The organism is Bradyrhizobium sp. BLXBL-01, from assembly GCF_051853025.1.
Taxonomy (GTDB): Bacteria; Pseudomonadota; Alphaproteobacteria; order Rhizobiales; family Xanthobacteraceae; genus Bradyrhizobium.
Genome location: NZ_CP182471.1, coordinates 1,192,774 through 1,217,306, shown reverse-complemented (window position 1 = coordinate 1,217,306; position 24,533 = coordinate 1,192,774). Strand labels below are relative to the sequence as shown.

The window sequence follows — 24,533 nt, the reverse complement described above, 5'->3', positions numbered from 1 at the left end:
TCTCCACCCGCAAGATTGCTCGTGAGGATAGAGACCCCTCACCCGTCTCGCCGCTCCGCGGCGAGCCACCCTCTCCCACAAGGGGAGAGGGTGCACCGCGCAGGCTGCTTTAGCTTTCGTTGGAGGCTAAGCTCGCCTTCTCCCCCTTCAGCGCCGCAACCTCCGCCTCCAGTTCCGCGATCCTCGCATCCCTCGCCGCGAGCGCGGCCGCGACGTCGGACGCGTCGAATTTCTGCGGGATGTGCTGCGGGCAGTTGGTGTCCCAGGCCGCGATCTTGAACAGGATCACCTGCTCGGGCCGGGCGCGGTAGCCTTTCGGCATCAGTGACGTGGTCAGGGCTTCGTCGTCCTCGACCACGCGCGCCTCGCCCCAGATCTTCACACGGCGGCGGTGGGCGTAATCCATCACGAAGATGTAGGCCTTGGGATTCTCCGAGAGATTGCCTTGCGTGATGAACTGCTGGTTGCCGGCGTAGTCGGCGAAGGCGAGCGTCTGCTTGTCCAGCACCTTGAGAAAGCCCTTAGGGCCGCCGCGGTGCTGGATGTAGGGCTGGCCGTCGGCCGAGGCGGTCGCGAAGTAGAAGCTGTTCGCGTCGGCGAGGAAGGCGGCGAGATTGTCGTCGACCTCGGTGCGCCAGCCGCGCTGCTCGCTGCGCGCATAGGCCTCGCGCGAACCCTTGCGGGCCTGGATCGTCTTCACCGCCGGCGAGAAGGCCACGTCGCTGGCATAGGTATGGACTTCCGTCATCGGAACATCTCCTGAAATTCCGGCGCATTGCTGCGTCTTTCCCACCTAATCTGGACCTTTCGGCACCCAAAACAATTGAGCACCTTGACACTTCATCGTTGCGATATATGCAATAATGCCATGGACCGCCTGGAAGCCATGCACGTCTTCGTCACGGTCGCTGATCTCAGCGGCTTTGCGCCGGCCGCGCGAAAACTGCGGCTGTCGCCGTCGGCGGTGACGCGGCTGATCGCGGCGCTCGAGGAGCATCTCGGCGCGCGGCTGCTGCAGCGGACCACCCGGCAGGTGACGCTGACCGACGTCGGCACGCGCTATCTGGAGCGAGCTCGGCGCATCCTCGCCGATGTCGAGGAGGCTGACGGCTCGGCGCGGGAGGAGCGCAACCGGCCGAGCGGGCGCCTCGTCGTGTCGGCGCCGGTCGGCTTCGGCCGGCTGCATGTCGGGCCGGTCATGACCGCCTATCTCAAGCGCTATCCCGAGGTCACGGCCGAGCTCCGGCTGTCGGACCACCTCGTCAACCTCGTGGAGGACGCCGTCGATGCAGCGGTGCGGATCGGCCACCTCGCCGATTCCTCGCTGGTGGCACGCCAGGTCGGCGAGATGCGGCGGATCGTGGTGGCTGCGCCCGGCTATTTGAAGCGGCATGGTGAGCCGAAGACGCCGGAAGCGCTCGCCACGCACCAGACCATCCAGTTCGGCCCCTGGTCCGAATGGCGCTTCCTGCGCGACGGCCGCGATATCGGGCTGCCGCTGTCCCCTCGCTTCATCAGCAACAGCGCCGACGCCGCCCTGCAATATGCCGAGGCCGGCGGCGGCGTGACGCGGGTGCTGGCCTATCAGGCCGCCGAGGGCCTGAAGCGCGGACGCCTGAAGATCGTGCTGGCGAAGTACCAGCAGCCGGCGCTGCCGATCCACATCGTCTATCCGACCTCGCGTCTGCTCTCGGCCAAGGTGCGCGCGTTCATCGATCTCGTGGTGGAGACGGCGGAGTGGCGGTTTGGGTGAGTGCGTGTCCCGCCCCGCTATCTCCACATCGTCATTGCGAGCCAACGGGTCCGCGCGTAGCGCGGCCCGATGACAGGCTCCGCGAAGCAATCCAGAGTCTTTCCGCAGTGGCAGTCTGGATTGCTTCGCTACGCTCGCAATGACGGGACAAGGGGCGACATCGCGGCCCACCTCACGAGCATCATCCCTTCTTCGGCACCACCCGGAACGTGCCGCTGGCCCGCGCGATCACGGCGTCGTCCGCCTTCACCAGGCACTGCGCGAAGCAGATCGTGTTCCCGGTCTTGATCGCCTCGCCCTCGACCGCGAGCCACTGGCCGATCTCGGCGGCGCCGACATAGTCGACCGACAGCGAGATGGTGACGAACGACGTCGTCCAGCCCGTCGCCTGGGCGCAGCTGTAACCCATGGCAGCGTCAGCGAGCGCTGCGATCAGCCCGCCGTGGATCAGCCCGCGGGCGTTGGTGTGCGGCGTCGCCAGGCGGAGTCCGACGGTGACGCCCTTGTCGGTCTTCTTCGAGTAGAGCGGCTCCCAGGGATCGGTCAGCGGCGCTTTGCGGAAATGCGGCTCGTAGCCGGCGGGGATGTCGGTGAAGGTCATGGCAATCTCGCTTCATTGCTTTGGCCGCATTGGAAGCGAATGAAGCGGCGAATGCATCACCTACAAAGCTTTAAACGGAATTTGTGCAGGTGTTTGAAACGAGCTCCGCCGTCGCCTCACCAAGACTGTCATCACCCGCCTTGTGCGCAATGGCGCACCGGGGCGGGTGATCCAGTATTCCAGAGACGGCAGTGATTGAAATCGAAAGGCCGCGGCGTACTGGATGCCCCGCCTTCGCGGGGCATGACAGTTGCCCAAGCAGCAATTCGGCCGGCCCGACTCCGCTGATTGCGACCTTTGCCCGCAATACTTGCTCTGCCCGATCCTGTAGGCTCTGGGTCCGGGGCCTGCTTGTCGCACGGGCTCGCAGACGATAATTATATCATATAACGTTTGCGCAAAGGGGAGAGCGGTCGTCGCCCGAGCAGCGACAAATCCATGCAACATGGCTGACGTAGATGGCGCGACACCGCGCGCCTCAGTTCCGGCTTGAACGCGCCGGCCAATTAGATAACATGTTAATTAACGAGACCGGGCCAACGAAGCCCGCCGTCGCAAAAGGGAGAGACGCGTGATGAGGAAAGCCTGTCTGGCCTTGCTGCTGGCAGCAAGCGTGAGCCCAGCGCTCGCGCAGGACAAGACCTTCGATCTGAAGATCTCGCATTGGGTGCCGGCCTCGCACCCCCTGCAGAAATCGCTGGAAGACTGGGCCGCCGCGGTCGAGAAGGATTCCGGCGGCACGATCAAGGGCAAGGTGTTTCCGGCCCAGCAGCTCGGCAAGGCCTTCGACCATTACGACATGGCGCGCGACGGCATCGCCGACGTCACCTATGTCAATCCCGGCTACCAGCCCGGCCGCTTCCCGATCATCGGCGCCGGGGAATTGCCGTTCCTGATCTCGGACGCCAAGGGCGGCTCGATGGGGCTGGACGCCTGGTACCGCAAATTTGCCGAGAAGGAGATGAAGGACGTCAAATATTGCCTCGCCTTCGTCCACTCGCCCTCCTCGTTCCATTCCCGCACCAAGAAGATCGTCAACCCTGAGGACGTCAAGGGCCTGAAGATCCGCCCGGCCCACGCCACGATGGCGAATTTCGTCACCTCGCTCGGCGGCACCAACGTGCAGTCCTCGGCGCCGGAAGTGCGCGACATCATCGAGCGCGGCGTCGCCGACGGCGTCACCTTCCCCTGGGGCTCCCTGGTGCTGTTCGGCATCGACAAGGTGACCAAGTACGACATGGAGGCGCCGCTCTACACCACGACCTTCGTGTTCGTGATCAACAAGGACAAGTACAATGCGATGTCCGACAAGCAGAAAGCCGCGATCGACAAGAACTGCACGGTCGAGATGGCGGGCGCGGTCGGCGAGCACTGGGGCAAGTTCGAGGACGCCGGCATCGACAAGGTGAAGGCGGAATCCAACCATGAGGTCTACAAGCTGACGCCCGAGCAGATCGCGACCTGGAAGAAGGCCGCCGAACCGCTGGTCAAGACGTGGGGCGACGGCGCCAAGAAGGCCGGCGCCGATCCCGATGCGACGCTCGCGGAGCTCAAGGCCTCGCTGAAGAAGTACAACGCGCTGGCGGAGTGACGCGGCGCCGGCGCGGCGACTTTCTCTTCCCCCTCGCCCCGTTCTTACGGGGAGAGGGTCGGGGTGAGGGGCTGCCTCCGCAAAAACAGTGAGAGATGGCCTCGCGGAGAGTCCCCCTCACCCGCATCGCATCTCCGATGCGATGCGGCCTCTCCCCGCGCGCGGGGAGAGGCGAAGAGCCGCCGCTGGAGTCGGGATCAAGCAATGACAGCACACGACGGAACACACCCCGCAAGGCGCTCCTGGATGGATCGCGTGATCGACTCAATCGAATGGATCGCGGCCGGCTTCGTCGGCATCGTCGCGCTCGACATCTTCCTGTCGGTGCTCTTGCGCAACACGCTGAACTATTCGATCCCCGACAGCTTCGATATCGGCCGCATGCTGCTCGGCATCCTCATCTTCTGGGGCATCGCCGCGACCTCCTATCGCGGCACCCACATCACGGTCGACCTGGTCTGGGGCAATGTCGGGCCGCGCCATCAGCGCTGGATCGACGTGTTCGCGACGCTGGTGCTGCTGTTCGTCGTCACCGTGCAGACCTGGACGCTGTTCGACAAGGTGCGCGGCACCTACAACGACAACGTCCAGACCTTCGACCTGCACATGCCGACCTGGCCGTTCTTCGCGGTCGCCTGGATCGGCGACGTCTGCGCCGTGCTGCTGATCGCGATCCGCACCTACCGGCTGATCTTCCATCCCGAAGAGATGCACGACCCCAAGATCAAGGCGACGGAGTAACCATGAGCACCGATGCCGTCGCCGTAATCGGCTTCGTTTCCCTCTTCGTCCTGATGCTGCTGCGCGTGCCGGTCGGCATGGCCATGGGCCTCGTCGGCGTGTCCGGCTTCGCCTATCTCGTCAACGGGACTGCCGCGCTGAAGCTGGTCGGACAGACCTCGATGCGCACGGTCACCGACTACACGTTCGGCGTCATCCCGATGTTCCTGCTGATGGGCTCGTTCGTCTCCCATTCCGGCATGAGCCGCGAGCTGTTCCGCGCCGCCAACGGTTTCGTCGGCCATCTGCGCGGCGGGCTCGGCATCGCCACCGTCGGTGCCTGCGGCGGCTTTGCCGCGATCTGCGGCTCGTCGGTCGCGACCGCCGCGACCTTCTCCGCCGTCGCCTATCCCGAGATGCGCCGGTTCGGCTATCCGCAGTCCTTTGCCACCGGCGTGATCGCGGCCGGCGGCACGCTGGGGGCGATGCTGCCGCCCTCCACCGTGCTCGCGGTCTACGGCATCATCACCGAGCAGGACATCGGCAAGCTGTTCATAGCCGGCATCATCCCGGGCCTGCTCGCGATGACCATGTACATGATCACGATCTTCCTGATCGGCTATTTCCGCCCCGACTTCCTGCCGAAAGGCAAGGTGACGCCGTGGCGCGAGCGCTTTGCCGGGCTGAAGGAGATCTGGGCACCGGTGCTGCTGTTCATCTTCGTCATCGGCGGCCTCTACGGCTTGCCCTTCCTGCCGCGCTTCACGCCGACCGAGGCCGGCGGAGTCGGTGCGACCGGGGCCTTCATCATCGGCGTGCTGACCGGCCGGCTCGACCGCGAGAAGGTGCTGGCCTCGCTGCTGCAGGCCACGCGCACCGCGGCTGCGGTGTTCACGGTGCTGATCGGCGCCCTGATCTTCGGCTATTTCCTCACGGTGACGCAGACGCCGCAGAAGGTGACGGAATTCCTCACCGGGCTCGGCCTTGGTCCCTACGGCGTGCTGGCCCTGATCATGGTGATGTATCTCGTGCTCGGCTGCCTGATGGACGCCATGGCGATGATCATCCTCACCGTGCCGATCATCTTCCCGGTGATCATGCATCTCGGCTTCGACCCGATCTGGTTCGGCGTCATCATCGTCATGACCGTCGAGCTCGGCCTGATTCATCCGCCGGTCGGCATGAACGTCTTCGTCATCAAAAGCGTGGTGAAGGACGTGTCATTCTCCACGATCTTCAAGGGCGTGATCCCGTTCGTGGCGACGGACCTGGTGCGGCTGGTGATCCTGATCGCCTTCCCGCTGCTGGCGACCTGGCTGCCGACGCGGATGATGGCGCATTGAAGGTGAAGCGATGACCACACCGACGCTGGAAACCAAATACGTCTTCACCATCACCGCGCGGATCGGCGACGTCATCACCGCCGGCGAGACCGGGATCGGCGTCCGCCGCATCATTCCGATCATCGGCGGCGAGGTGACGGGCGCGGTCCGGGGAAAGGTGCTCCCGTTCGGCGCGGACTTCCAGACCATCCGGCCCAACGAGCTGATCGATCTCGAGGCGAAATACGCCTTCGAGACCGACGACGGTGCGACCGTCTACGTCGAGAACAGAGGTATGCGCTTCGGCCCGCTCGAGCTGCTGCACAAACTCAAGCGCGGCGAGCCGGTCGATCCGAAGCTGATCTATTTCCGCACCGTGCCGAAATTCGAGACGGGACACGAGAAGTACCGCTGGCTGATGGAGCACATCTTCGTGGCGTCAGCGGCGCGCCATGCGGATCGCGTCGTGATCGACGTGCATCAGGTGATGTGAGGCGAAGATGCCTACAACGTCTCCTGCTTGTGCCCGCAGTTCTTGCAGGCGAACTTGACGCGGGTCTGGCCCTTCTCCGCCTGCACCCGGTTCGGCGCTCCGCACTTGCCGCAGACCGCCTCGATGCGGGTGGTACCCTGCTTGACCTGGATGGTCTTCTTTTCCATCGATTCGCGGATCAGGCGCTCGGCCTCCTCGCGCAGGGATTGTTTCGACAAAGCTCGTCTCCGCCTCTGGAAAGCGCGAGAGCCATATCGCACCTGCACGCGAAGCACAATGCGCCCGTCCTGCCGCAGGGGCCCCGCCGCCCCACATTGCGGCGGGGCCGTTCGCTCCTCACGCCGCCTTGGAGACCTCCATCAGCAGCCGCTCGGCCTTGGCATCCTCGATGCGGTTCACGAAGCGGCTGCTCTCATGATTGTCGCGCACGGTCTTGGTCAGGGTGACGCAGGTCTGGATCATCATCACGATGCCCATGGTGAGATAACCCTTCATCCAGAGGTCGATCGGCAGGAAGAAGATGCCGATGGCGACGAGGAAGGCGGACGCTGCGAAGGACGCGTAGGTAAAGCTCACCCAGGCGCCGCTGTGGGGCTGGCCGGTTTGATTCATGATCGTCTCCTGTTGTTTCGAATGATGATTGCGTTCGGCTTCAGGCGTGAGTTCAGGCCGCCGGCATGCGCTTGGACTTCAACCGCGCCAGCACGTCGTCTGCGGTCGTCTTGAGCCGGGGGCCAAAGCCCTGCTCGGCGAGTTTTTCGGCGGTGGCGAGCGGACCGGTGGCCGCGTCGAGCTCGACCAGGGCATCGTCGGCCGCCTGAGCCTCCATCTGCCGCTCGCGCAGACGCCTCAGCGTGCCCTCCGCTTCCGGCAATGTCGATTCATAGGGGCGCGCGGCCTCGATGCCGCTGCGGCGAAGCGAGCGCACCGCGTCAGAGGCACGCGCGATCCGGCGACCGCGATCGAGCTCGGTGATACGGGCCTGCGCGTTGGCGACGTGGCGCTTCAGCCGGGCGATCTCGGTCGCGAACAGCGCGCGCGCCGTCATGGCCGCATCGCGGTCGGCCTCCAGGGCCGCAATGGCTTCGGCGGCCTCCTTGGCGAGGTCCTCGCGGCCGCCATCCAGCGCCGCAACGGCGCGGGTCTCGAGATCGGCGATGCGCGCGTTCGTGGCCTCGAGCTTTCGGCCTTCCTGCTGGTCCTGCGCGATCGCCAGCGCCAACGTGCGCTTGCTGCGCTCGACGGCTGCGGCCGCATCGCGCATCTGCTGGTCCAGGATCAGAAGGGCGGTGCGGTCTTCCAGTTCCTCGCCCGCGGCGGCGACGCTGCCGCGGAAGAGGGTCACGACGGTCTTGAACATTGGTTGCTCCCTCTCTATGAGCGTTGCTCACACATGCTTTGTAGCAGGAATCTTGAACATCGTTCAATAAATATTTGAGCGACGCTCACGAATTTGGTTAAAGATGACTAAAGCTCTGGAACGGCGAGAGAAATTGCGGACCGCCCTGATCCAGGCGGCCGAGCAAATGATCGCTGAGCGGGGGTTGGCGGGCCTGAAGACCCGCGATTTGGCCCGCGAGATCGGCTGCGCCAATGGCGCGGTCTATAATCTCGTGGCTGATGTCGATGAGCTGATCCTGCGCGTCGGGTCGCGCACGCTGCTCCGGCTCGACGAGGTGCTGACTTTCGCGACGCGTGCGGGCGAGTCATCGCCACGGGAATCCCTGATCCGCATCGCCCTCGCCTATTGCGATTTCGCCGCCGAAAATCTCCAGCTCTGGCGCGCGCTGTTCGAGCACCGCATGGAGACGGGCAAACTGGTGCCGGATTGGTCGGTGCACGACCAGATGCAGCTGTTCCGTCATATCTACCAGCCGCTGGCCGCGCTGTTTCCCGGGCGCTGCCCAGAGGAACTCGGCATCACTGCGCGCAGCCTGTTCTCGGCCGTGCATGGCATGGTGGCGCTCGGGCTGGAGCAGAAGCTGGTGGCGGTGCCGTTGCCGGCGCTGCGCAAGGAGATCGCGGGCCTTGTGCGCGCGATGATCGACGGGCTGGTCGCGCGCGACGTGAAAGGAGCGGCGGCGGCTGACTAAAATTTCACCTGTCGCATCGTGAGCGGTGCACTTAGCCTTCGAGCGGTCCCTCACCTCTCGGAGTCACTCATGCCCCTTCTCATCCGCGGCGGCACTGTCGTCAATCACGATCATTCGCGCCGCGCGGACGTGCTGATCGACGGCGAGACCATCGTCGCGGTCGGCGCATCGCTCGATGCGCCGACCGGTAGCCAGATCATGGATGCAGGGGGCGCCTACGTCATCCCGGGCGGGATCGATCCGCACACCCATCTCGAAATGCCGTTCATGGGCACCGTCACAGCCGACGATTTCGAATCCGGAACCAAGGCGGCGCTGAGCGGCGGCACCACCATGGTGGTGGATTTCTGCCTGCCCGATCCCGGCCAATCCATGCTCGCGGCGTATCAGGAGTGGCGGCACAAATCCGAGAAGGCGGCCAGCGACTACGGCTTCCACATGGCGGTGACGTCGTGGTCGAAGCAGATCCACGACGAGATGGAGACCGTGGTCAAAACCTACGGCATCAACACCTTCAAGCACTTCATGGCCTACAAGGGCGCGCTGATGGTGAACGATGACGAGCTCTACAACTCGTTCGCGCGCTGCGCCCATCTCGGCGCCATGCCGGTTGTCCATGCGGAGAATGGCGACGTCGTCGCCTTGATGCAAGAGGCGCTGATCGCGCGCGGCGTCAACGGCCCCGAGGGCCACGCCTATTCACGGCCGCCGGAGGTCGAGGGCGAAGCCACCAACCGCGCCATCATGATCGCCGATATGACGGGCACGCCGGTCTATATCGTGCACACCAGCTGCCGCGAGGCGCATGAGGCCATCGCTCGCGCGCGGGCCAGTGGAAAGCGGGTCTATGGCGAGCCGCTGATCCAGCATCTGCTGCTCGATTCCGGCGAATACCAGAACAAGGACTGGGATCATTCCGCCCAGCGCGTGATGTCGCCGCCGTTCCGCGACAAATCGCATCAGGACAGCCTCTGGGCTGGCCTGCAAGCCGGCTCGCTCCAGGTGGTTGCGACCGACCATTGCGCCTTCACCACCGAGCAGAAGCGGTTCGGGCGCGGCGATTTCAGGAGGATCCCAAACGGCACCGGCGGCCTCGAAGATCGCCTGGCGCTGCTCTGGACCGCGGGCGTCGCCACCGGGCGGCTGACGAAAGAGGAATTCGTCGCGGTGACCTCGGCGAACATCGCGCGCATCCTCAACATCTATCCGCGCAAGGGCGCGATCGCCGTGGGCTCGGATGCCGACATCGTGGTGTGGGATCCCAAGCAGAGCAAGTCCATCAGTGCCAAGCGGCAGATGAGCCGGATCGATTACAACGTGTTCGAGGGTTTTGCCTGCACCGGCGGTGCGGCCGCAACGCTGTCGCGCGGCCGTATCGTCTGGAAGGATAGCGATCTGCGTGCCGAGGCGGGCGATGGGCGCTATGTCGAACGCCCAGCCTTCTCGCCGGTGCATGTGGCGAATTCGACCTGGAAGGAACTGACGGCTCCGCGCGCCGTCGCACGTAGCGCGGTAACACCATAAGCCATCGCGCTCGCTGGCAGACGTCCGGGCAACGACAGCCTCAAGCTCGGAGAGACTTAGGAACGAACGGCTGGAGGCCTCGTTGTCGCGCATATTTTCCTCCAGCACGCGAGTCCCTCCATGTATCACCACGTCAAGAAGCTGATGTTCACCGTGCGCGTCGACGAACCCGATCCGCGCTTCGGCAATATGCTCCTCGAGCAGTTCGGCGGCGCCAACGGCGAACTTGCGGCTGCGATGCAATATTCGATTCAGGGACTGAATTGCGAGGATCCAGACCGCAAGGACCTCTTGATGGATATCGGCACCGAAGAGCTCAGCCATCTCGAGGTCGTCGGTTGCCTCGCCCGGATGCATCTTGCGCCCTCGCGGAACGACCGCCAGGCCGCGGAGGCCGATCCGCTGATTGCGATCGCCGGCGGAGGCGGCGTCAATCTGTTCAACTCGCAAGGCAATCCCTGGACCGCCGACTATCTCAAGATCACCGGCGAGCTCGACGTCGATCTCCGCAGCAACATCGCCGCCGAAGCGCGTGCCAAGATCGTCTACGAGCGCCTGATCAATTTCTGCGACGACGCCGGCAGCAAGGACGCGCTGCAATTCCTGATGACGCGCGAGATCACGCATATGAAGGCGTTTGCGCGCGCGCTCGAGAGCCTGTCGAAGCCGGCCTTCAGCATCGGCCGGATCGCCCCGACGCCGGGCCTCGTGAACCAGTATTTCAATGATTCCACCGGCAGCGGTGATCACGGCGAGATCGACACCCGCGGTCCTTGGAACGAAGGCGAGGACTGGGTGTTCACGGAATCGCCTGCGCTTCAGTCCTCCGATCCCGGCGCTGCCCCGTCGATCGTCGCGGAGAGTTCGCCGCCCGTCGACGAGGCCGGCCTGACCGATCTGATGCTCCATGAGCTGCGCGATATTCTTCATGCCGAGAAGCAGCTGACGAAGGCGCTTCCCAAGATGGCGCAGGCCGCCCGATTCGATCAGCTGCGTGAACTGTTCGAGCAGCATCTGGCCGAGACCGAAAATCAGGTCGAGCGCATCAACGAGTGCTTCGAGCTGCTCGGCGAGAACGCTCGCGCCAAGCCCTGCAAGGGCATGATGGGCCTGATCGAGGAAGGCCAGGAGGTCATGAAGGAAGGCGAAGAGAAGGAGGATGCGGCCGCCGACCTCGCGCTGATCTCTGCGGCGCAACGCGTCGAGCATTACGAGATGGCCGGCTATACCACCGCACGCAACCTCGCGCAGCAGCTGCGCCACAGCGCCATCGTCGCCCTGCTCTCCAAATCCCTCGCCGAGGAAGAGAATGCCGATCTCCTGCTCAACCAGGTCGCGCGATCGCTGATGTCGGTCGCGAAAATGCCCGCCGCGCTGGAGCAGGCCGAACAGACCTAAGACGATCGCGCAGCGCGTATCCGGTCGAACCCAAGCCGCCTCGCGCCTTTGCGGGGCGGCTTGGCACGTCCTGCCTGTGGCATACACCTTGCCTCTCGATGCCGGACAATTCCGGACAGGAGGTACCCTTGAGCGTTTCACCCCTCGATTTGAACCGCCGCAGCGTCGTGCTCGGAGGCCTCGGTGTCGCCGGTATGGCAGCATTTGCTCCATGCCTCGCCTGGGCGCAGGGGCGAGCTGAGACGCTGCTGGTGGTGCAGGAGCTCGGGCCGAACTCGCTGGACATGCAGGGCGTCGGCTCCAACCAGACCGTGAACGGCCTGTCCTGGAATTGCTATGACCGCCTGCTCACCTACGCCTCCAAGACGCTGCCGGACGGCACGCTGTCGTATGACCGCGAGAAGCTCGCGCCCGAGCTCGCCGAGAGCTGGGAGGTCGCGGCCGACGGCATGTCCTGCACCTTCAAGCTTCGCAAGGATGCCAAATTCCACGACGGTTCGCCTGTCACCGCCAAGGACGTCAAATGGTCGTTCGACCGCGCCGTGAAGGTCGGTGGCTTTCCGACCTTCCAGATGTCGGCGGGGTCGCTGGAGAAGCCGGAACAGTTCGTGGTGGTCGACGACCACACTTTCCGCATCGACTATGTCCGCAAGGACAAGATGCTGCTGTTCAACGTCGCCGTCGTCGTGCCCTTCATCATCAATTCCGAGCTCGCCAAGAAGAACGCGACTCCGGAAGACCCGTGGGCGCTGGCCTGGCTGAAGAACAACGAGGCCGGCGGCGGCGCTTACAAGATCGAGAGCTGGAAGCCGGGCAGCGAGACCGTGCTGACGCGCTTCGACGACTGGAAGAGCGGGCCGCTGCCGAAGGTGAAGCGCGTGATCGCACGCGACGTTCCTTCCGCCGGCACCCGCCGCGCCATGCTGGAGCGTGGCGATGCGGATATCTCCAGCGGCTTTGCGCCGCGCGATTTCGAGCAGATCATCAGGGAGGGCAAGGTCAAGGTCTCGGGCGTGCCGATCCCGAACGCGCTCTGGTACGTCGCGCTGAACACCGCCAAGCCGCCGTTCGACAATGTCAAGCTGCGCCAGGCCATCGCCTGGGCCATGCCCTACGAGCAGATCCAAACCAGCGCCTTCTTCGGGCGCGCCGTTCCCATGTATGGCGGCGCGGCCGAGGTCTCAAAGCCGGTCTGGCCGCAGCCATTTCCTTACGTCACCGATCTCGACAAGGCCAAGGCTCTGCTGAAGGAAGCAGGCTTCGAATCCGGCCTGGAGACCACGCTGTCGCTCGACACCGGCACCGCCACCGTCGGCGAGCCGGCCGCGATCCTGATCCAGGAGAGCCTCGCCAAGATCGGCATCAAGGCTTCAATCGAGAAGATTCCCGGCGCGAACTGGCGCACGACGCTGAACAAGAAGGAACTGCCTCTCGCGCTCAACCGATTCAGCGGCTGGCTCGATTATCCCGAATATTACTTCTACTGGAATTTCCACGGCAACAACTCGATCTTCAACATCTCCTCCTACAAGAACAAGGAGATGGACGCCCTGATCGACAAGGCACGCTTCACCACCGATACCGCGGAATACGACAGGTGCGTGAAGGATTTCATCGCGCTCTGCATGCGCGACGTTCCCGTCGTTCCGCTCAACCAGCCGATCCACGACGTTGCCATGCAAAAGGGTGTCTCCGGCTACGAGTTCTGGTTTCACCGCGAGCCGGACTACCGTCAGTTTGCGAAAGGCTAGTTCCGCCGGGCGACGCTGACGGTGCGTGAGGCAGCTCGCGCCTGCGCGGTCGAAAAGCCGCGCTCCAGGCGCGCCGCGCTCGCATGCAGCATCGCCGCATCGAGCCTGCCCTGTCGCGATCCTTGCAGGGCGCAGGCAAAGACCCGGTAGAACTGCGCGCCGTCATAGGCGACCAGCAACAGATCGACGCCGGCATTGACCGCCTCGACCACGGCCTTGCAGACGTCGTTCTGGTAGATCGCGCCCATCACGAGGTCGTCGGTCATCACCACGCCCTGGTAGCCCCACGTCCCGCGAATGATCCCATCGACGACGCGCTTCGAATGCGAGGCGGCGCGATCGGGATCGACGGCGGTGAGCGTGACGTGGCCGACCATGAGCGCGCTGCGCGAATGCGACAGCACCTCGCGGAACGGGCGCCAGTCGGTTGCCTCCAGCTCCTTCACCGGCGTGTCGAGGTTGGCGCTGAAATGATGCGTGTCGGTGCGGACGCGGCCGATGCCGGGAAAATGCTTGAGCGTGGCGCCGACGCCGGTCTCTTCCAGCCCGCGCACATAGGCGCTGGCGATGGTGCTGACGACGGCGGGATCGGTCGCAATCGCGCGCTGGCCGATCAGCGTGTGGAAATCGAGACGGTTGCGCCGCGCCGGCGGCTTGAGGTCGAGCACCGGGGCGAGATTGAGGTTGACGCCGACTTCGGCAAGCTCGCGGCCGTGAATGCGGCCGAATTCCTCAGCCTTGGCCTGCTGATCGTCGGGGGCGAGCCCCGTCAGCGTCGCCAGCGCCGGCACCTTCGTCAGCGGCGGTGCAAGATGCCCGACGATGCCGCCTTCCTGATCGGCGGCGACGACCAGCGGCGGCAGGCCGGCTGCCCGTCTGAGATCCTGGAGCGCCGTGATCTCGGCCCGCAGCGCCTCGATGGTGCGGCCGCGGTCATTGTGCCGGGTGACGTAGACGCCGCCGATCAGGCCCTGCCCGGCAAGACGCGCCACCTCGGAAAAAGAGGAATAGCCGACCATGAAGTGGGGCCCGAGCTGCCGCGCCTCGACGGCGCTGGCGCCGAGAACGTCATGCTTGCGCAGCTCGAACTTCAGATGCGCGGCGGACATCAAGACAGGCGGCAAGCACCAGAGCACGACGAGCGCCTTGCCGGCCAAGGTGCGCCAGCGGCCTCTGCGCAGCAAGAGAACGACGACTGCGATGCTTGCGACGACAAGAGCGATGTTTCCGGCGCCGCGCAACACGAGCAGATACGGATCGTTCTTGTTCGCGGCCAGAAATGCAACGAACGGCGCGGCGAGCCAGAGCAGGATGAGACCGATGCGGTTGAGCAATTGCATGATGCGTCACTTGCGAAAAGCGATGATGCTTCGCACCTATCAAAGCACTTCGCGCCGCGCGAGGGCCAAAATCGCGCCTGCACGAAAACTGCAAAAGACTCCCGAAACCGTGCAGACGATGGCCGCGGCTTCTGCGCAAACGCCGTTCAGAGTTCGTGATGCCACCATTCACGGAGACTTTCTGGACATGACGAGCCTGGCTTCGACATCGACGACGGACATCCAGCCTATCAGGCCTTCTGCGCTGTCGGCCAAGCTTGCAATGGCGCTGCTGCTGGCCGCGCTCGCCGACTGGCTGTTCTACGGCCAGCGGATCGGGCTGTCGCTGACGCTGTTTGCGATCGCGACCGCCTGCGTGTCGGTGCTGTTCAATCATGCGGCCCTGGACTTCAGGCGTGCGGCGATCGGCGGCGCGATCCTCACGCTCGGCGTCGTCCCCGCCGTGGAGGAGCTCAACACGCTGTCCTTCCTGATCCTCGTCGCGTCGCTGACGATCGCGCTGTTGCTTGCGACCAATCCTGATACGACCGAGCTCACCGAACGCGCACGCGCGCTGCGCAATCTTCTCCTGCTTGGCCCCTTCAGGTTCTTCCTCGACGCCCCCCAGGTCTTCAACATGTCGGCGTTCACCCGCGGCGTCGCGCTCTGGCTGATGCCTGCGGCACTCGGCACCGTCTTCGTCGCACTGTTCGCCGCGGCCAATCCGGTGATCGAGCAATGGGTGTCCCTGCTCAATCCCAAGGTCATCCTCGAATATGTCAACACGTGGCGCGTTCTGTTCTGGTCCATGATGCTGGCCCTGGTCTGGCCCTTCATTCATGTGCGTTGGCGGCGCAAGACGATGGTCACCACCACCGGGGTCGACGGCCCTGTGCCACCGCCGCTGCCGCCCATGGTCTCGGCAGAATTTCTCGGCCCCTCCACCATCCTGCGCTCGCTGATCCTGTTCAACCTGCTGTTTGCGGCGCAGTCCATTCTCGACGGCATCTATCTCTGGGGGCACGTGGCGCTGCCCGACAACATGACTTATGCGACTTACGCCCATCGCGGTGCCTATCCGCTGATCGTAACCGCCCTGCTCGCTGCTGCCTTCGTGCTAGTGGCAATGCGCCCGGGCGGGCCGGCGGAGAAATCGACGGTGATCCGGCCGCTGGTCTATGTCTGGGTCGGGCAGAACGTGCTGCTGGTCGCGTCCTCCATTCTGCGGCTCGATCTCTACGTCGGCATCTACATGCTGACCTACTGGCGCATCGCGGCCTTCATCTGGATGGGCCTTGTGGCGCTAGGACTGATCCTGATCGTCGCCCGCATCGCGCTCAACCGGTCCAACCGGTGGCTCGTCTGCGCCAACCTGATCGCATTAACGATCGTGCTCTATAGTGTCTCGCTGGTGAACTTCGATGCATTCATTGCCGACTATAATCTGAAGCACAGCAGCGAAATGGGAGGGAACGGCGTGAAGATCGATGCCAACTACCTCCTCACGCTCGGGCCGCAGGCGCTGCCTGCGATCGACAAGGTCATTGCGCTTCGCGGCGGCGACTACTGTCTTGCGGGACGTCGCGATCGGCTTGTAGAAAGTCAACGGCAGGACCTCGCCTGGCGGGCCTGGGGCTTCCGGAGCTGGCGGCTGCAGCGCCGGCTCGACGCTCAGGTCAAGGTGCAGCCCGGCAATCCGCCGGCGGGGTGAGCGGAGAGTTTCTTGGCGCATCGCATTCTCATCGTCGACGACGAGGGCCATATCCGCGAGGTCATCCGCGTCGCCCTGAAGAAGGCCGGCATGGACGTGATCGAGGCGCGCGACGGCAAGGAGGCGCTTCTCCGCTTTGCCGCCGACAGACCCGACCTCATCGTGCTCGACATCGGCATGCCCGAGTTCGACGGCCTCGACGTCTGCCGCGAGATCCGCAAAGGCTCCGACGTGCCGATCCTGTTCCTGTCGGCGCGCGATGAGGAGATCGACCGCATCCTCGGCCTCGAGATCGGCGGCGACGATTACGTGACGAAGCCATTCAGCCCGCGCGAGCTGGTGGCGCGGGTCAACGTCATCCTGCGCCGCCTCAGCCCGCGCAATGGCGAGGCCAAGGCCGGGCCCACCGCGCTGGCGCAAGGCGGCCTGCTGATCGATCCCGAGCAGCATGTCGCGACCTTCGCCGGCACGCCGCTGAAGCTGACCGCGATCGAGTTCGGCATCCTGCGCGCGTTCCTGACCCGGCCGACCTCGGTGTTCAACCGCGAGCAGCTGATGCGGGCGGCCTATCAGCTCAACATCCAGGTCTCCGACCGCACCATCGATAGCCATATCCGCAACATCCGCGCCAAGCTGGCGGCGCTTGCTTGCGACAACGTCATCGAGACCATCCACGGCGTGGGCTTCAAGCTCGGCCGCTGCGAGAAAGAGGCATGAGCGCTGCGCCCGACAAATGGCGGCCCTCGCTCACCCTCGTGATCTTCACGGTGCTGGCGACGGTCGGAATATTGCCGCTGGTCGGCCTGTTCTTCTTCCGTCTCTACGACAACCAGCTGATCCGCCAGACCCAGGCCGAGCTGATCGCGCAGAGCCGCGTGCTGGCGACGATCTATGCGCAGGAGGTCGCGGCCCGGCTCGACGGCGGCCTCATGCTCGGCGCCGAGGTGCCGCCGGGCGTGCTGCCCGATCCCGGCGATCAGGTCACGCCGATCCGCCCCGCGCTCGACCTCACCGCGAACGACCTCTTGCGGCGGCGGCCCGACGCATTGCCCGCGCCCAAGCCGGCGCAAGCAGCCTATGTCGAGATCGGCGCCAGGCTGACGCCGATCATCCGCGAGACCCAGAAGGTGACGCTGGCCGGCTTTCGCATCCTCGATCCCCAGGGCGTGGTGATTGCCGGGCGGCAGGAGGTCGGCCAGTCGCTCGCCCATATCGAGGAGGTCGCGGACGCCCTGCACGGGCAATACCGCGCGACTTTACGCAACCGCGTGCCGGACAAGCCGCCGCCGCCGATCTATTCCTTCAGCCGCGGCCTCGGCGTGCACGTGTTCTCGGCGATGCCCGTCATCGTCAACAACCGCGTCGCCGGGGTGATCTACACGACGCGGACGCCGAGCAACATCTTCGACCATCTCTACCAGGAGCGGGCCAAGTTCGTGCTGGCGGGGTTGGCGGTGATCCTCGGCACGATCGCGATCGGCCTCGTGTTCTCGCGCACCATCACGCTGCCGATGCGCGAGCTGATCGACCGCGCCGCCAGAATCGGCCGCGGCGACCGCGAGGCATTCCAGCCGCTGAAACATTACGGCACGCGCGAGTTCGCCCAGCTCTCGCACAGCTTTCTCGGCATGGCCGAGCAGCTGGCGCGGCGCTCCGACTATATCGCGACCTTCTCGGCCCATCTCACCCACGAGCTGAAATCGCCGCTGACCTCGATCAAGGGCGCGGCCGAGCTGTTGCAGGATTCGGTTCAGGGCAAGGCCGAGGGCCTGACGCCGGCCGAGCAGAAGACCTTCATCGCCAACATCCTGTCCGACACCCAGCGCCTGGAGGCGATGGCACAGCGGCTGCGCGAGCTCGCCCGCGCCGAGAGCCTGCCGCAGAACGAGCGCACCGAGCTGTCGCCCGTGATCGCCGATCTCAGGAACCGGTTTCCGGCAAGCGCGATCGAGGCCAGCGGCAGCCTCGATCGGGCGATCGGCATGTCCTCGGAGAAGGCGCTGATCGTGCTGTCACACATCGCCGACAACGCGGTGCGGCACAAGGCCGGGACGATCAGGCTGGAGGCGGTCGACGCGCGGACGACCGTGCTCGTGACGGTCAGCAATGACGGCGAGCCGATCTCGGCGCCGAACCGCGACAGGATCTTTGATGCGTTCTTCACCACCCGCCGCGACCAGGGCGGCACCGGCATGGGGCTGGCGATCGCGCGCGCGGTAATGGCGAGCCATGGCGGCTCGATCAGGCTGAAGCCGACCGACGAAGGGGCCGCCTTCGAACTCCAGTTTCCGGTTGCCTAGATTGCAAAGACCCAGGCGGCGACGATGGTGCCGATGGTGACGAGACCGGCGATGGTCCAGCCGGCGGCGTATTCCAGCTCAGGATGACCGGTCGCCCGCATGATCTCAACCGGATCGGCGGTATGCTTCTCTGCCATGACAGCCTCGCACGTTTCTTCCCGCGTCATAGATAAGTCGCATCAGCCGCAAAGAGGTTCCATCACGGAAATGCGAGGCATGACGCAGCTAGGTTTGTTCGCCGACCCGCAGGAAGGCCCGGCCGGCCTTCGCTACACGGACGATTTTATCGATCGTGCCACCGAGCAGGATCTGATCGGCCGCATCGCAGCATTGCCGCTCCAGCGCTTTCAGTTCGGCGCCTTCGAGGGCAACCGCCGGGTGGCGTCGTTCGGCTATCGCTACGACTACACGCTGCAGCTTCTGGCCGAGGCCGATCCGATCCCGGACTGGGTGCGGCCGGTCGCGCACCAGGTCGAGGCCTGGGCGGGGCTGCCGGAGGGCAGCGTCCGGCAGGTGCTGTGCACCGAATACGAGGTCGGCGTCGGCATCGGCTGGCATCGCGACAAGCCGCATTTCGACAAGGTGCTCGGCCTCTCGCTGGGCTCGCCGTGCAACTTCCGCTTCCGCCGTCGCAGGGGCAAGAAGTGGGAGCGCCACACGCTCAAAGCCCTGCCGCGCTCGCTCTACATGATGGACGGCGAGGCGCGGTCGCAATGGGAGCACAGCATCCCGCCGGTCGCGGCGCCTCGCTACTCCATCACCTTCCGGACAATGAAGCGGGCTTGACGGGCCGTCCAAAACAAAAACTGCGAAAACAACCCCATGCACAGTAGAACGCCAGATCCGGCGCGAGCCTCGGCGGCGCCGGACAACGGCTTGACGGATCGGGATAAAACGGCGGCTGCGCGCGGTGTCGGCCAAGGCGCCGCGAATTCGCCTCAAGGCCGGCGGACTAATGAGACGAATTGAAAAGACGGGCCATATCTGCGAGCCAAGACGAGTCCCGCAAGGCCGCCACACCCATGAAGAATTATCTGACATTTTTCCTGTTTCTGACCATGACCGCGGCCTCCGCGCACGGACCCGTGCCGGGCCGGCTGCCGCCGCCCTCCGATCTCGTGCAAGTGGGCCTCACCGATTCCGACACCACCGCCGGCGGCACCGCGCGGCTGTGCGAGCAGGTGACCTTCTCGCGCGGCCTGCGCTACGGCGAGAGCGAGGCCAACGTGCTCGATGTCGCGGCCAGCGCGACCAAGGCCGATACGCCGCGGCCGGTGCTGGTGTTCGTGGCGGGTGACACCTTCACCGGCGACCGCGGAGCGCCGGAGCTGTCGCGCCAGATCCAGGATCAGGTCATGTGCTTTGCCGCGCGCAACGGCATGATCGGGGTCCGGGTCAATTATCGCCTGGCACCCGCGGCGACCTGGCCGGCCGGCGCGTCCGATGTGGCCGCGGCGCTGTCCTGGGTTCATGGCAATATCGACCTCTTCAACGGCGACGCCCGCGAAATCGTCGCGGTCGGCTACGGCGCCGGCGCCTTCCACGTCGCCACCCTGCTCGCGCATCCGGAGCTGCAGACCGCCGGCGCCGACGTCGCCGGCCTGGTGCTGGTGTCCGGGGTCTACCGCGCCGGCAAGGACGCCAGCGACAGCGAGAAGGCCTATCTCGGCGGCGATGCCACCCAGTACGACAAGCGCTCGGTGTTCCCCGGCATCCTCAATGTCGACGTGCCGATCGTGCTGGCCTGGGCCGCGGACGATTCCGCCGGCCTCGTGGCGCAGGGCGAGACCCTGAAGAAGACGCTGTGCGGCGCCGGCCATTGCCCGCGCAGCACGCTGCTGCGCAGCCGCGACGGCATCGCGAGCGCCTTCGGCCTCGATGGCTCCGGCGAGAGCCTCGCGGAGCCGACGCTGCTGCTGGTGCATCAGTTGGAGGCGCGGGGGTTGCCGTAATCAGTGGCGATGACGAGCATGCATCTTCGGAGCCTCGGCAGACGATGCGTCCCCCTCGCTGCCGGCGCTGCGAAAGCAGCTCCCGCCACGTCCGGCGATGGCCGACACGCACTGATCGATCGTCTCGAACGAGCAACTGCGCACGCCCGAGTCATAGTCTAGCCGGCAGAACGCGTGTTCCTTTGTCGCGTCCAGCTCGGCAGGGATCAGAATTGCCGCGGCCATCGACGCTGCGACAATGGCGAGGAAGCCGAAAATCCTTTCCATATCCGTTCCGTAATCCGATTGGCGCTGAGGTCCTCAGCGCCCTCAGCGAGAGTGCTCCGTTCACATGCAGCTTGCTCGCAGGCTAATCGCAGACGAGATACCTGCGATGACGTCTATAGACGTAGTAGCAGTCGCTGCTCGAGTAGGAGCTGGAGCGCGCGCCACCATAGGCGTACCCGGCATAGGCGCCGGCTGCGTATGCGCCAGCATAGCTCGCAGCGCGCGCTCCATAGCCATATCCGTGCACACCGCCATAGCCATAACCGCCGCCACTGCCGACGTTGATCGCCGTCGTGCGCGCGGCGTTCACGACAGCGGGCCCTCCGCCGACACCTCGCGCGGCGAGATCGGCGCGCGGCCCAGCTGCCGGACCGAGCCGCGGCCCGGGACCAGCTAGGGGGCCGGGCCGCGGGGGACCTGCGAAGGATGGCGGAGCTGCCGCAGCCATCGGAGGCGGGCCGGCCGGCGCCATCGGCGGCGGTGGCGGAAACTGCGCGAACGCAGCCATGGGTACGAGCGGGATCGCGGCGACCGTCACAGCCAACACGCAGGTTGATATTCTCTTCGAAAGCATCGTCGTCTCCGTCTAGATCTGGGCCTCGAGCACAGGCTCGGGTGCGTGGTGAGTGGCGGTCTGTTCGGCCGACGCCTCCTGCGCAACAGCGTCGGGTCGATGGGAAGGTAGTGCATCGGCATCGTCCGGATGGATCCTGAACCACGCCACGTAGAGCGCCGGCAGGAACAGCAGTGTCAGCAGCGTACCGACGATGATGCCGCCCATCATGGCGTAGGCCATCGGGCTCCAGAAGATCTCGCGCGCGATTGGAATGAGCGCGAGACTTGCCGCGGCGGCCGTGAGCAGGATCGGGCGCATGCGGTGCTCGGTTGCTTCCACCACGGCATCCCAGGCCGGCCTGCCCTCGTTCTTGAGATCCTCGATCTGCACGATCAGGATCACGGAGTTTCGGACCAGGATGCCGATGAGGGCCAGCACGCCGAGGATCGCCACGAAGCCGAGTGGCGCGCCGCTCGGCAGCATGGCCATGACGACCCCGATCAGCGCGAGCGGCGCGACCGCGAACACGAGGAACAGGCGTGAAAAGCTCTGCAGCTGCACCATCAGCACGGTCGCCATGACGAACAGCATCAGCGGCACCACCGCAATGATCGGCCCCTGGCTCTTGGCACTCTCCTCCACCGAGCCGCCGATCTTGATCGCGTAGCCCGCGGGCAGCTGCTTGGCGAATTCCGCGACTTTCGGCGCGAGCTGGTCGACGACCGTCTTCGGCTGAACGTTGCTGACGACGGCAGCCTTCAGCGTGATGGTCGGAATCCGCGCACGCCGCCAGATCGTGGGCTGCTCCAGCTCGTAGCGCAGATTGGCGACGGCACCCAGCGGCACGGGTTGGCCGCCCAGCCCTGTCAGTTGCAGGTCGCGCAGCGTATCGATCGAGGCGCGCTCCTGCGCGGTCGCACGTCCCGTGACATTGACGAGATAGATGCTGTCGCGCACCTGCGTGATCGGCGAGCCCTGCAGCACGGAGTTCAGGGTGGTGGCGATGTCTTCCGAGGTCACGCCGAGCTGGCGCGCCTTGTCCTGGAGCACGTCGACCTTGACGACGCGCGCCGGCTCCATCCAGTCGAACACCACGTTGCCGAGATCAGGGCTGCTGCGAATGACGCCTGCAAGCTTCTGCGACAGGGCGCGGACCTCAGCGATGTCGGGGCCGCTCAGGCGATATTGCACCGGACGTCCGACCGGAGGCCCGACCTCGAGCAGCTTGACGTAGGTGTCGGTGCCCGGGAACGTCTTCCTCAGATAGCCCTCGAACTGCGACTTGAGCTTGTCGCGCGCGGCGATGCCGCCTTTGGTCACGATCACCTGCTGGCCGAACCAGGTGTTGGCGGTCTGCACGTCGAACGACAGCACGAAGCGCGGCGCACCGGTGCCGACATAGGTGGACCAATGCTCGACCGCATCATTGCCCTGCAACTGCTCGCGCTCGAAGCGAGCCATCTGCATGTTGGTCTCGGCAATCGAGGCGTTCTGCGGCAGGTTCCAGTCGATCACGAGCTCGGCACGGTCGGACGAGGGGAAGAACTGCTGCTGCACGAACTGCAAACCGAACAAGGCGAGAAGGAACGCGCCGGCCGTCACGGCGACGGTGCTCCAGCGGTGATGCATGCAGACCAGCAGCAGGCGCGCGAACATCTGCGTCAGGCGGCCCTTCTGCTCGTGATGTCCTTTCATCCTGGCCGGCAGGATGGTGACGCCGAGCAGCGGGGTGAACAGTACGGCCACGATCCAGGAGACGATCAGAGATACCGCGATCACCACGAACAGGGTGAAGGTGAACTCGCCGGCGTTGCTGCTGTTGAGCCCGATCGGGATGAAGCCAGCCACCGTGACCAGCGTTCCCGTCAGCATCGGAAATGCCGTCGACGTATAGACGTGGGTTGCCGCCTTTTCCAGGGGATCGCCGATCTCGAGCCGCGCCACCATCATCTCGACCGCGATCATGGCGTCGTCGACCAAGAGGCCCAGCGCGATGATCAGGGCCCCCAGCGAAATGCGTTGCAGCGAGATGCCGCAATAGGCCATCACGACGAAGGTGATCGCGAGCACGAGCGGAATGGCAATCGCAACCACGAGCCCGGCACGCATGCCCAGGCTCAGGAAGCTGATGCCGAGCACGATGACCACGGCCTCGAACAGCGCTTCGGTGAAGCCGGAAACGGCATGTTCGACCACGACGGGCTGGTCGGCAACGAGGTGCACGCCGACGCCGATCGGCAGGTCGGCGATGATGCCTGTCATCTCCTCCTTCAGCGCCTCGCCGAACTGGAGCAGGTTGGCGCCGGACTTCATGCCGATCGCCAGCGCAATGGCGGGCTGACCGTTGTATCTGAACAGCGTCGACGGCGGATCGGCGTAGCCGCGCGTGATGGTCGCGACATCGGTCAGCGGGAAGAAGCGATCGTTGATGCGGAGATTGACCGCCTTCAGGCTCGCCTCGGAGGCGAACTGGCCGTTCACGCGGACGCTGATCCGCTCCGGTCCTTCCTGGAACACGCCCGAGGGCGCCACCGCATTCTGACCTTGCAGCGAATTCATGACGGCGTGGATATCGAGGCCGAGAGCCGCGATCTTGCGGGTGGAGAATTCGAGAAAGATGACCTCGTCCTGCGCGCCGAGAATGTCGACCTTGCCGACATCGGGCACGGTCAGCACCTTGGCCCTTATATCCTCGACCTGGTCGCGGAGCTGTCGCTGGCTCAAGCCGTCGCTGGTGAAGGCATAGACGTTGCCGAAGACGTCACCAAAGCGGTCGTTAAAACCGGGGCCGATCACGCCTTGCGGGAAATCGCCCCTGATGTCTGCGATCATATTGCGGACGCGCACCCAGGTCGGCTTGACGTCGGCCGCCTTGGTCGAATCGCGCAAGTAGACGAAGACGGTGGTCTGACCCGCGACCGTCACGCTCTTGGTGTAGTCGAGCGATTCCAGCTCCTCCAGCTTCTTCTCGATCCGGTCGGTGACCTGACGCGTCATCTCCTCGGGCGAGGCGCCTGGCCACTGCGCCTGGATCACCATGGTCTTGATGGTGAAGTCAGGATCCTCCTGCCGTCCCAGCTGGAGATAGGCAAACAGGCCGGCCGCCATAAAGGCGATCATGAAATACCAGACGAGCGAACGATGGCCGAGCGCCCAGTCGGAGAGGTTGAACGACTTCATGG

General features: G+C 65.1%; 24 protein-coding genes. 14 read left to right on the top strand and 10 right to left on the bottom strand.

The window, feature by feature from the left end; genetic code table 11:
- Positions 1 to 109 precede the first annotated feature (109 nt).
- On the bottom strand, positions 110 to 748 hold the full coding sequence (locus ACNJYA_RS05730; protein WP_439402209.1) for a pyridoxamine 5'-phosphate oxidase family protein: 639 nt from the start codon (positions 746 to 748) through the stop codon (positions 110 to 112).
- A gap of 120 nt (positions 749 to 868) precedes the next feature.
- On the opposite strand from ACNJYA_RS05730, the gene ACNJYA_RS05725 reads away from it, so the two are divergent.
- Complete coding sequence (locus tag ACNJYA_RS05725; protein WP_212254130.1) at positions 869 to 1,753, top strand: LysR family transcriptional regulator; 885 nt, start codon at positions 869 to 871, stop codon at positions 1,751 to 1,753.
- Positions 1,754 to 1,934: 181 nt separating this feature from the next.
- Here the strand turns inward: ACNJYA_RS05725 and ACNJYA_RS05720 are convergent, their stop codons facing one another.
- Entirely contained in the window at positions 1,935 to 2,354 is a 420-nt protein-coding gene (locus tag ACNJYA_RS05720; RefSeq protein ID WP_212254129.1) for a PaaI family thioesterase, read from the bottom strand.
- Positions 2,355 to 2,928: 574 nt separating this feature from the next.
- Between ACNJYA_RS05720 and ACNJYA_RS05715 the strand changes: the two genes are divergently transcribed.
- From ACNJYA_RS05715 to ACNJYA_RS05700, 4 genes are all read left to right on the top strand, one after another.
- Positions 2,929 to 3,945 (top strand): TRAP transporter substrate-binding protein, encoded by a 1,017-nt coding sequence (locus ACNJYA_RS05715; protein WP_439403382.1) that lies wholly within the window; start codon positions 2,929 to 2,931, stop codon positions 3,943 to 3,945.
- Between the two features lie 204 nt (positions 3,946 to 4,149).
- Positions 4,150 to 4,686: a TRAP transporter small permease gene (locus ACNJYA_RS05710; protein ID WP_210268232.1), complete on the top strand. Its 537-nt coding sequence runs from the start codon at positions 4,150 to 4,152 to the stop codon at positions 4,684 to 4,686.
- 2 nt (positions 4,687 to 4,688) lie between these two features.
- Positions 4,689 to 6,008 (top strand): TRAP transporter large permease, encoded by a 1,320-nt coding sequence (locus ACNJYA_RS05705; protein ID WP_172784965.1) that lies wholly within the window; start codon positions 4,689 to 4,691, stop codon positions 6,006 to 6,008.
- A 10-nt stretch (positions 6,009 to 6,018) separates the two neighbouring features.
- Complete coding sequence (locus ACNJYA_RS05700; RefSeq protein ID WP_439402208.1) at positions 6,019 to 6,480, top strand: DUF3237 domain-containing protein; 462 nt, start codon at positions 6,019 to 6,021, stop codon at positions 6,478 to 6,480.
- A gap of 11 nt (positions 6,481 to 6,491) precedes the next feature.
- On the opposite strand, the gene ACNJYA_RS05695 is transcribed toward ACNJYA_RS05700, so the two are convergent.
- The 3 genes from ACNJYA_RS05695 to ACNJYA_RS05685 all read right to left on the bottom strand — a co-directional run bounded on the left by ACNJYA_RS05695 (position 6,492) and on the right by ACNJYA_RS05685 (position 7,840).
- Positions 6,492 to 6,698, bottom strand: a complete 207-nt coding sequence (locus ACNJYA_RS05695; protein WP_439402207.1) for a hypothetical protein — start codon at positions 6,696 to 6,698, stop codon at positions 6,492 to 6,494.
- 118 nt (positions 6,699 to 6,816) lie between these two features.
- Positions 6,817 to 7,092: a YiaA/YiaB family inner membrane protein gene (locus ACNJYA_RS05690; RefSeq protein ID WP_439402206.1), complete on the bottom strand. Its 276-nt coding sequence runs from the start codon at positions 7,090 to 7,092 to the stop codon at positions 6,817 to 6,819.
- A 52-nt stretch (positions 7,093 to 7,144) separates the two neighbouring features.
- Positions 7,145 to 7,840, bottom strand: coding sequence for a PspA/IM30 family protein (locus tag ACNJYA_RS05685; RefSeq protein WP_172784968.1), 696 nt, complete (start codon positions 7,838 to 7,840; stop codon positions 7,145 to 7,147).
- Positions 7,841 to 7,943: 103 nt separating this feature from the next.
- Between ACNJYA_RS05685 and ACNJYA_RS05680 the strand changes: the two genes are divergently transcribed.
- From ACNJYA_RS05680 to ACNJYA_RS05665, 4 genes are all read left to right on the top strand, one after another.
- A complete protein-coding gene (locus tag ACNJYA_RS05680) occupies positions 7,944 to 8,573 on the top strand; it encodes a TetR/AcrR family transcriptional regulator (RefSeq protein WP_439402205.1) in 630 nt (209 codons plus the stop codon).
- Between the two features lie 69 nt (positions 8,574 to 8,642).
- A complete protein-coding gene (gene hydA, locus ACNJYA_RS05675) occupies positions 8,643 to 10,097 on the top strand; it encodes a dihydropyrimidinase (protein ID WP_439402204.1) in 1,455 nt (484 codons plus the stop codon).
- Between the two features lie 120 nt (positions 10,098 to 10,217).
- On the top strand, positions 10,218 to 11,495 hold the full coding sequence (locus ACNJYA_RS05670) for a DUF892 family protein (RefSeq protein ID WP_260382007.1): 1,278 nt from the start codon (positions 10,218 to 10,220) through the stop codon (positions 11,493 to 11,495).
- Between the two features lie 128 nt (positions 11,496 to 11,623).
- Positions 11,624 to 13,246, top strand: coding sequence for an ABC transporter substrate-binding protein (locus tag ACNJYA_RS05665; protein WP_439402203.1), 1,623 nt, complete (start codon positions 11,624 to 11,626; stop codon positions 13,244 to 13,246).
- Here the strand turns inward: ACNJYA_RS05665 and ACNJYA_RS05660 are convergent.
- Positions 13,243 to 14,586, bottom strand: a complete 1,344-nt coding sequence (locus ACNJYA_RS05660; RefSeq protein WP_439402202.1) for a glycoside hydrolase family 3 N-terminal domain-containing protein — start codon at positions 14,584 to 14,586, stop codon at positions 13,243 to 13,245. The genes ACNJYA_RS05665 and ACNJYA_RS05660 overlap by 4 nt on opposite strands.
- Before the next feature lie 187 nt (positions 14,587 to 14,773).
- Here ACNJYA_RS05660 and ACNJYA_RS05655 point away from each other — a divergent pair, with 187 nt between their 5' ends.
- The 3 genes from ACNJYA_RS05655 to ACNJYA_RS05645 are packed head-to-tail and all read left to right on the top strand — an operon-like array spanning position 14,774 to position 18,576.
- Positions 14,774 to 16,276, top strand: coding sequence for a DUF4153 domain-containing protein (locus ACNJYA_RS05655; RefSeq protein ID WP_439402201.1), 1,503 nt, complete (start codon positions 14,774 to 14,776; stop codon positions 16,274 to 16,276).
- A gap of 12 nt (positions 16,277 to 16,288) precedes the next feature.
- Complete coding sequence (locus ACNJYA_RS05650) at positions 16,289 to 16,993, top strand: response regulator transcription factor (protein ID WP_271509807.1); 705 nt, start codon at positions 16,289 to 16,291, stop codon at positions 16,991 to 16,993.
- Positions 16,990 to 18,576, top strand: a complete 1,587-nt coding sequence (locus tag ACNJYA_RS05645) for an ATP-binding protein (protein WP_439402200.1) — start codon at positions 16,990 to 16,992, stop codon at positions 18,574 to 18,576. Before ACNJYA_RS05650 ends, ACNJYA_RS05645 begins: the two co-directional genes overlap by 4 nt.
- Here ACNJYA_RS05645 and ACNJYA_RS05640 read toward each other — a convergent pair.
- Positions 18,573 to 18,713, bottom strand: a complete 141-nt coding sequence (locus tag ACNJYA_RS05640) for a hypothetical protein (protein ID WP_165935896.1) — start codon at positions 18,711 to 18,713, stop codon at positions 18,573 to 18,575. The two genes, ACNJYA_RS05645 and ACNJYA_RS05640, sit on opposite strands and share 4 nt — an antisense overlap.
- A gap of 79 nt (positions 18,714 to 18,792) precedes the next feature.
- Between ACNJYA_RS05640 and ACNJYA_RS05635 the strand changes: the two genes are divergently transcribed.
- The gene (locus tag ACNJYA_RS05635; RefSeq protein WP_439402199.1) at positions 18,793 to 19,362 is read left to right on the top strand and encodes an alpha-ketoglutarate-dependent dioxygenase AlkB; all 570 of its coding nucleotides are present in this window, start codon (positions 18,793 to 18,795) and stop codon (positions 19,360 to 19,362) included.
- Between the two features lie 236 nt (positions 19,363 to 19,598).
- On the top strand, positions 19,599 to 20,528 hold the full coding sequence (locus tag ACNJYA_RS05630; RefSeq protein WP_439402198.1) for an alpha/beta hydrolase: 930 nt from the start codon (positions 19,599 to 19,601) through the stop codon (positions 20,526 to 20,528).
- On the opposite strand, the gene ACNJYA_RS05625 is transcribed toward ACNJYA_RS05630, so the two are convergent.
- From ACNJYA_RS05625 to ACNJYA_RS05615, 3 genes are all read right to left on the bottom strand, one after another.
- A complete protein-coding gene (locus tag ACNJYA_RS05625; protein ID WP_439402197.1) occupies positions 20,529 to 20,795 on the bottom strand; it encodes a DUF3551 domain-containing protein in 267 nt (88 codons plus the stop codon).
- An 82-nt stretch (positions 20,796 to 20,877) separates the two neighbouring features.
- Positions 20,878 to 21,369 carry a hypothetical protein gene (locus tag ACNJYA_RS05620; protein WP_212254114.1) on the bottom strand — a complete coding sequence of 164 codons (492 nt, stop codon included), beginning with the start codon at positions 21,367 to 21,369 and terminating at the stop codon, positions 20,878 to 20,880.
- A gap of 12 nt (positions 21,370 to 21,381) precedes the next feature.
- Complete coding sequence (locus tag ACNJYA_RS05615; RefSeq protein WP_439402196.1) at positions 21,382 to 24,531, bottom strand: efflux RND transporter permease subunit; 3,150 nt, start codon at positions 24,529 to 24,531, stop codon at positions 21,382 to 21,384.
- Positions 24,532 to 24,533: the final 2 nt, after the last annotated feature.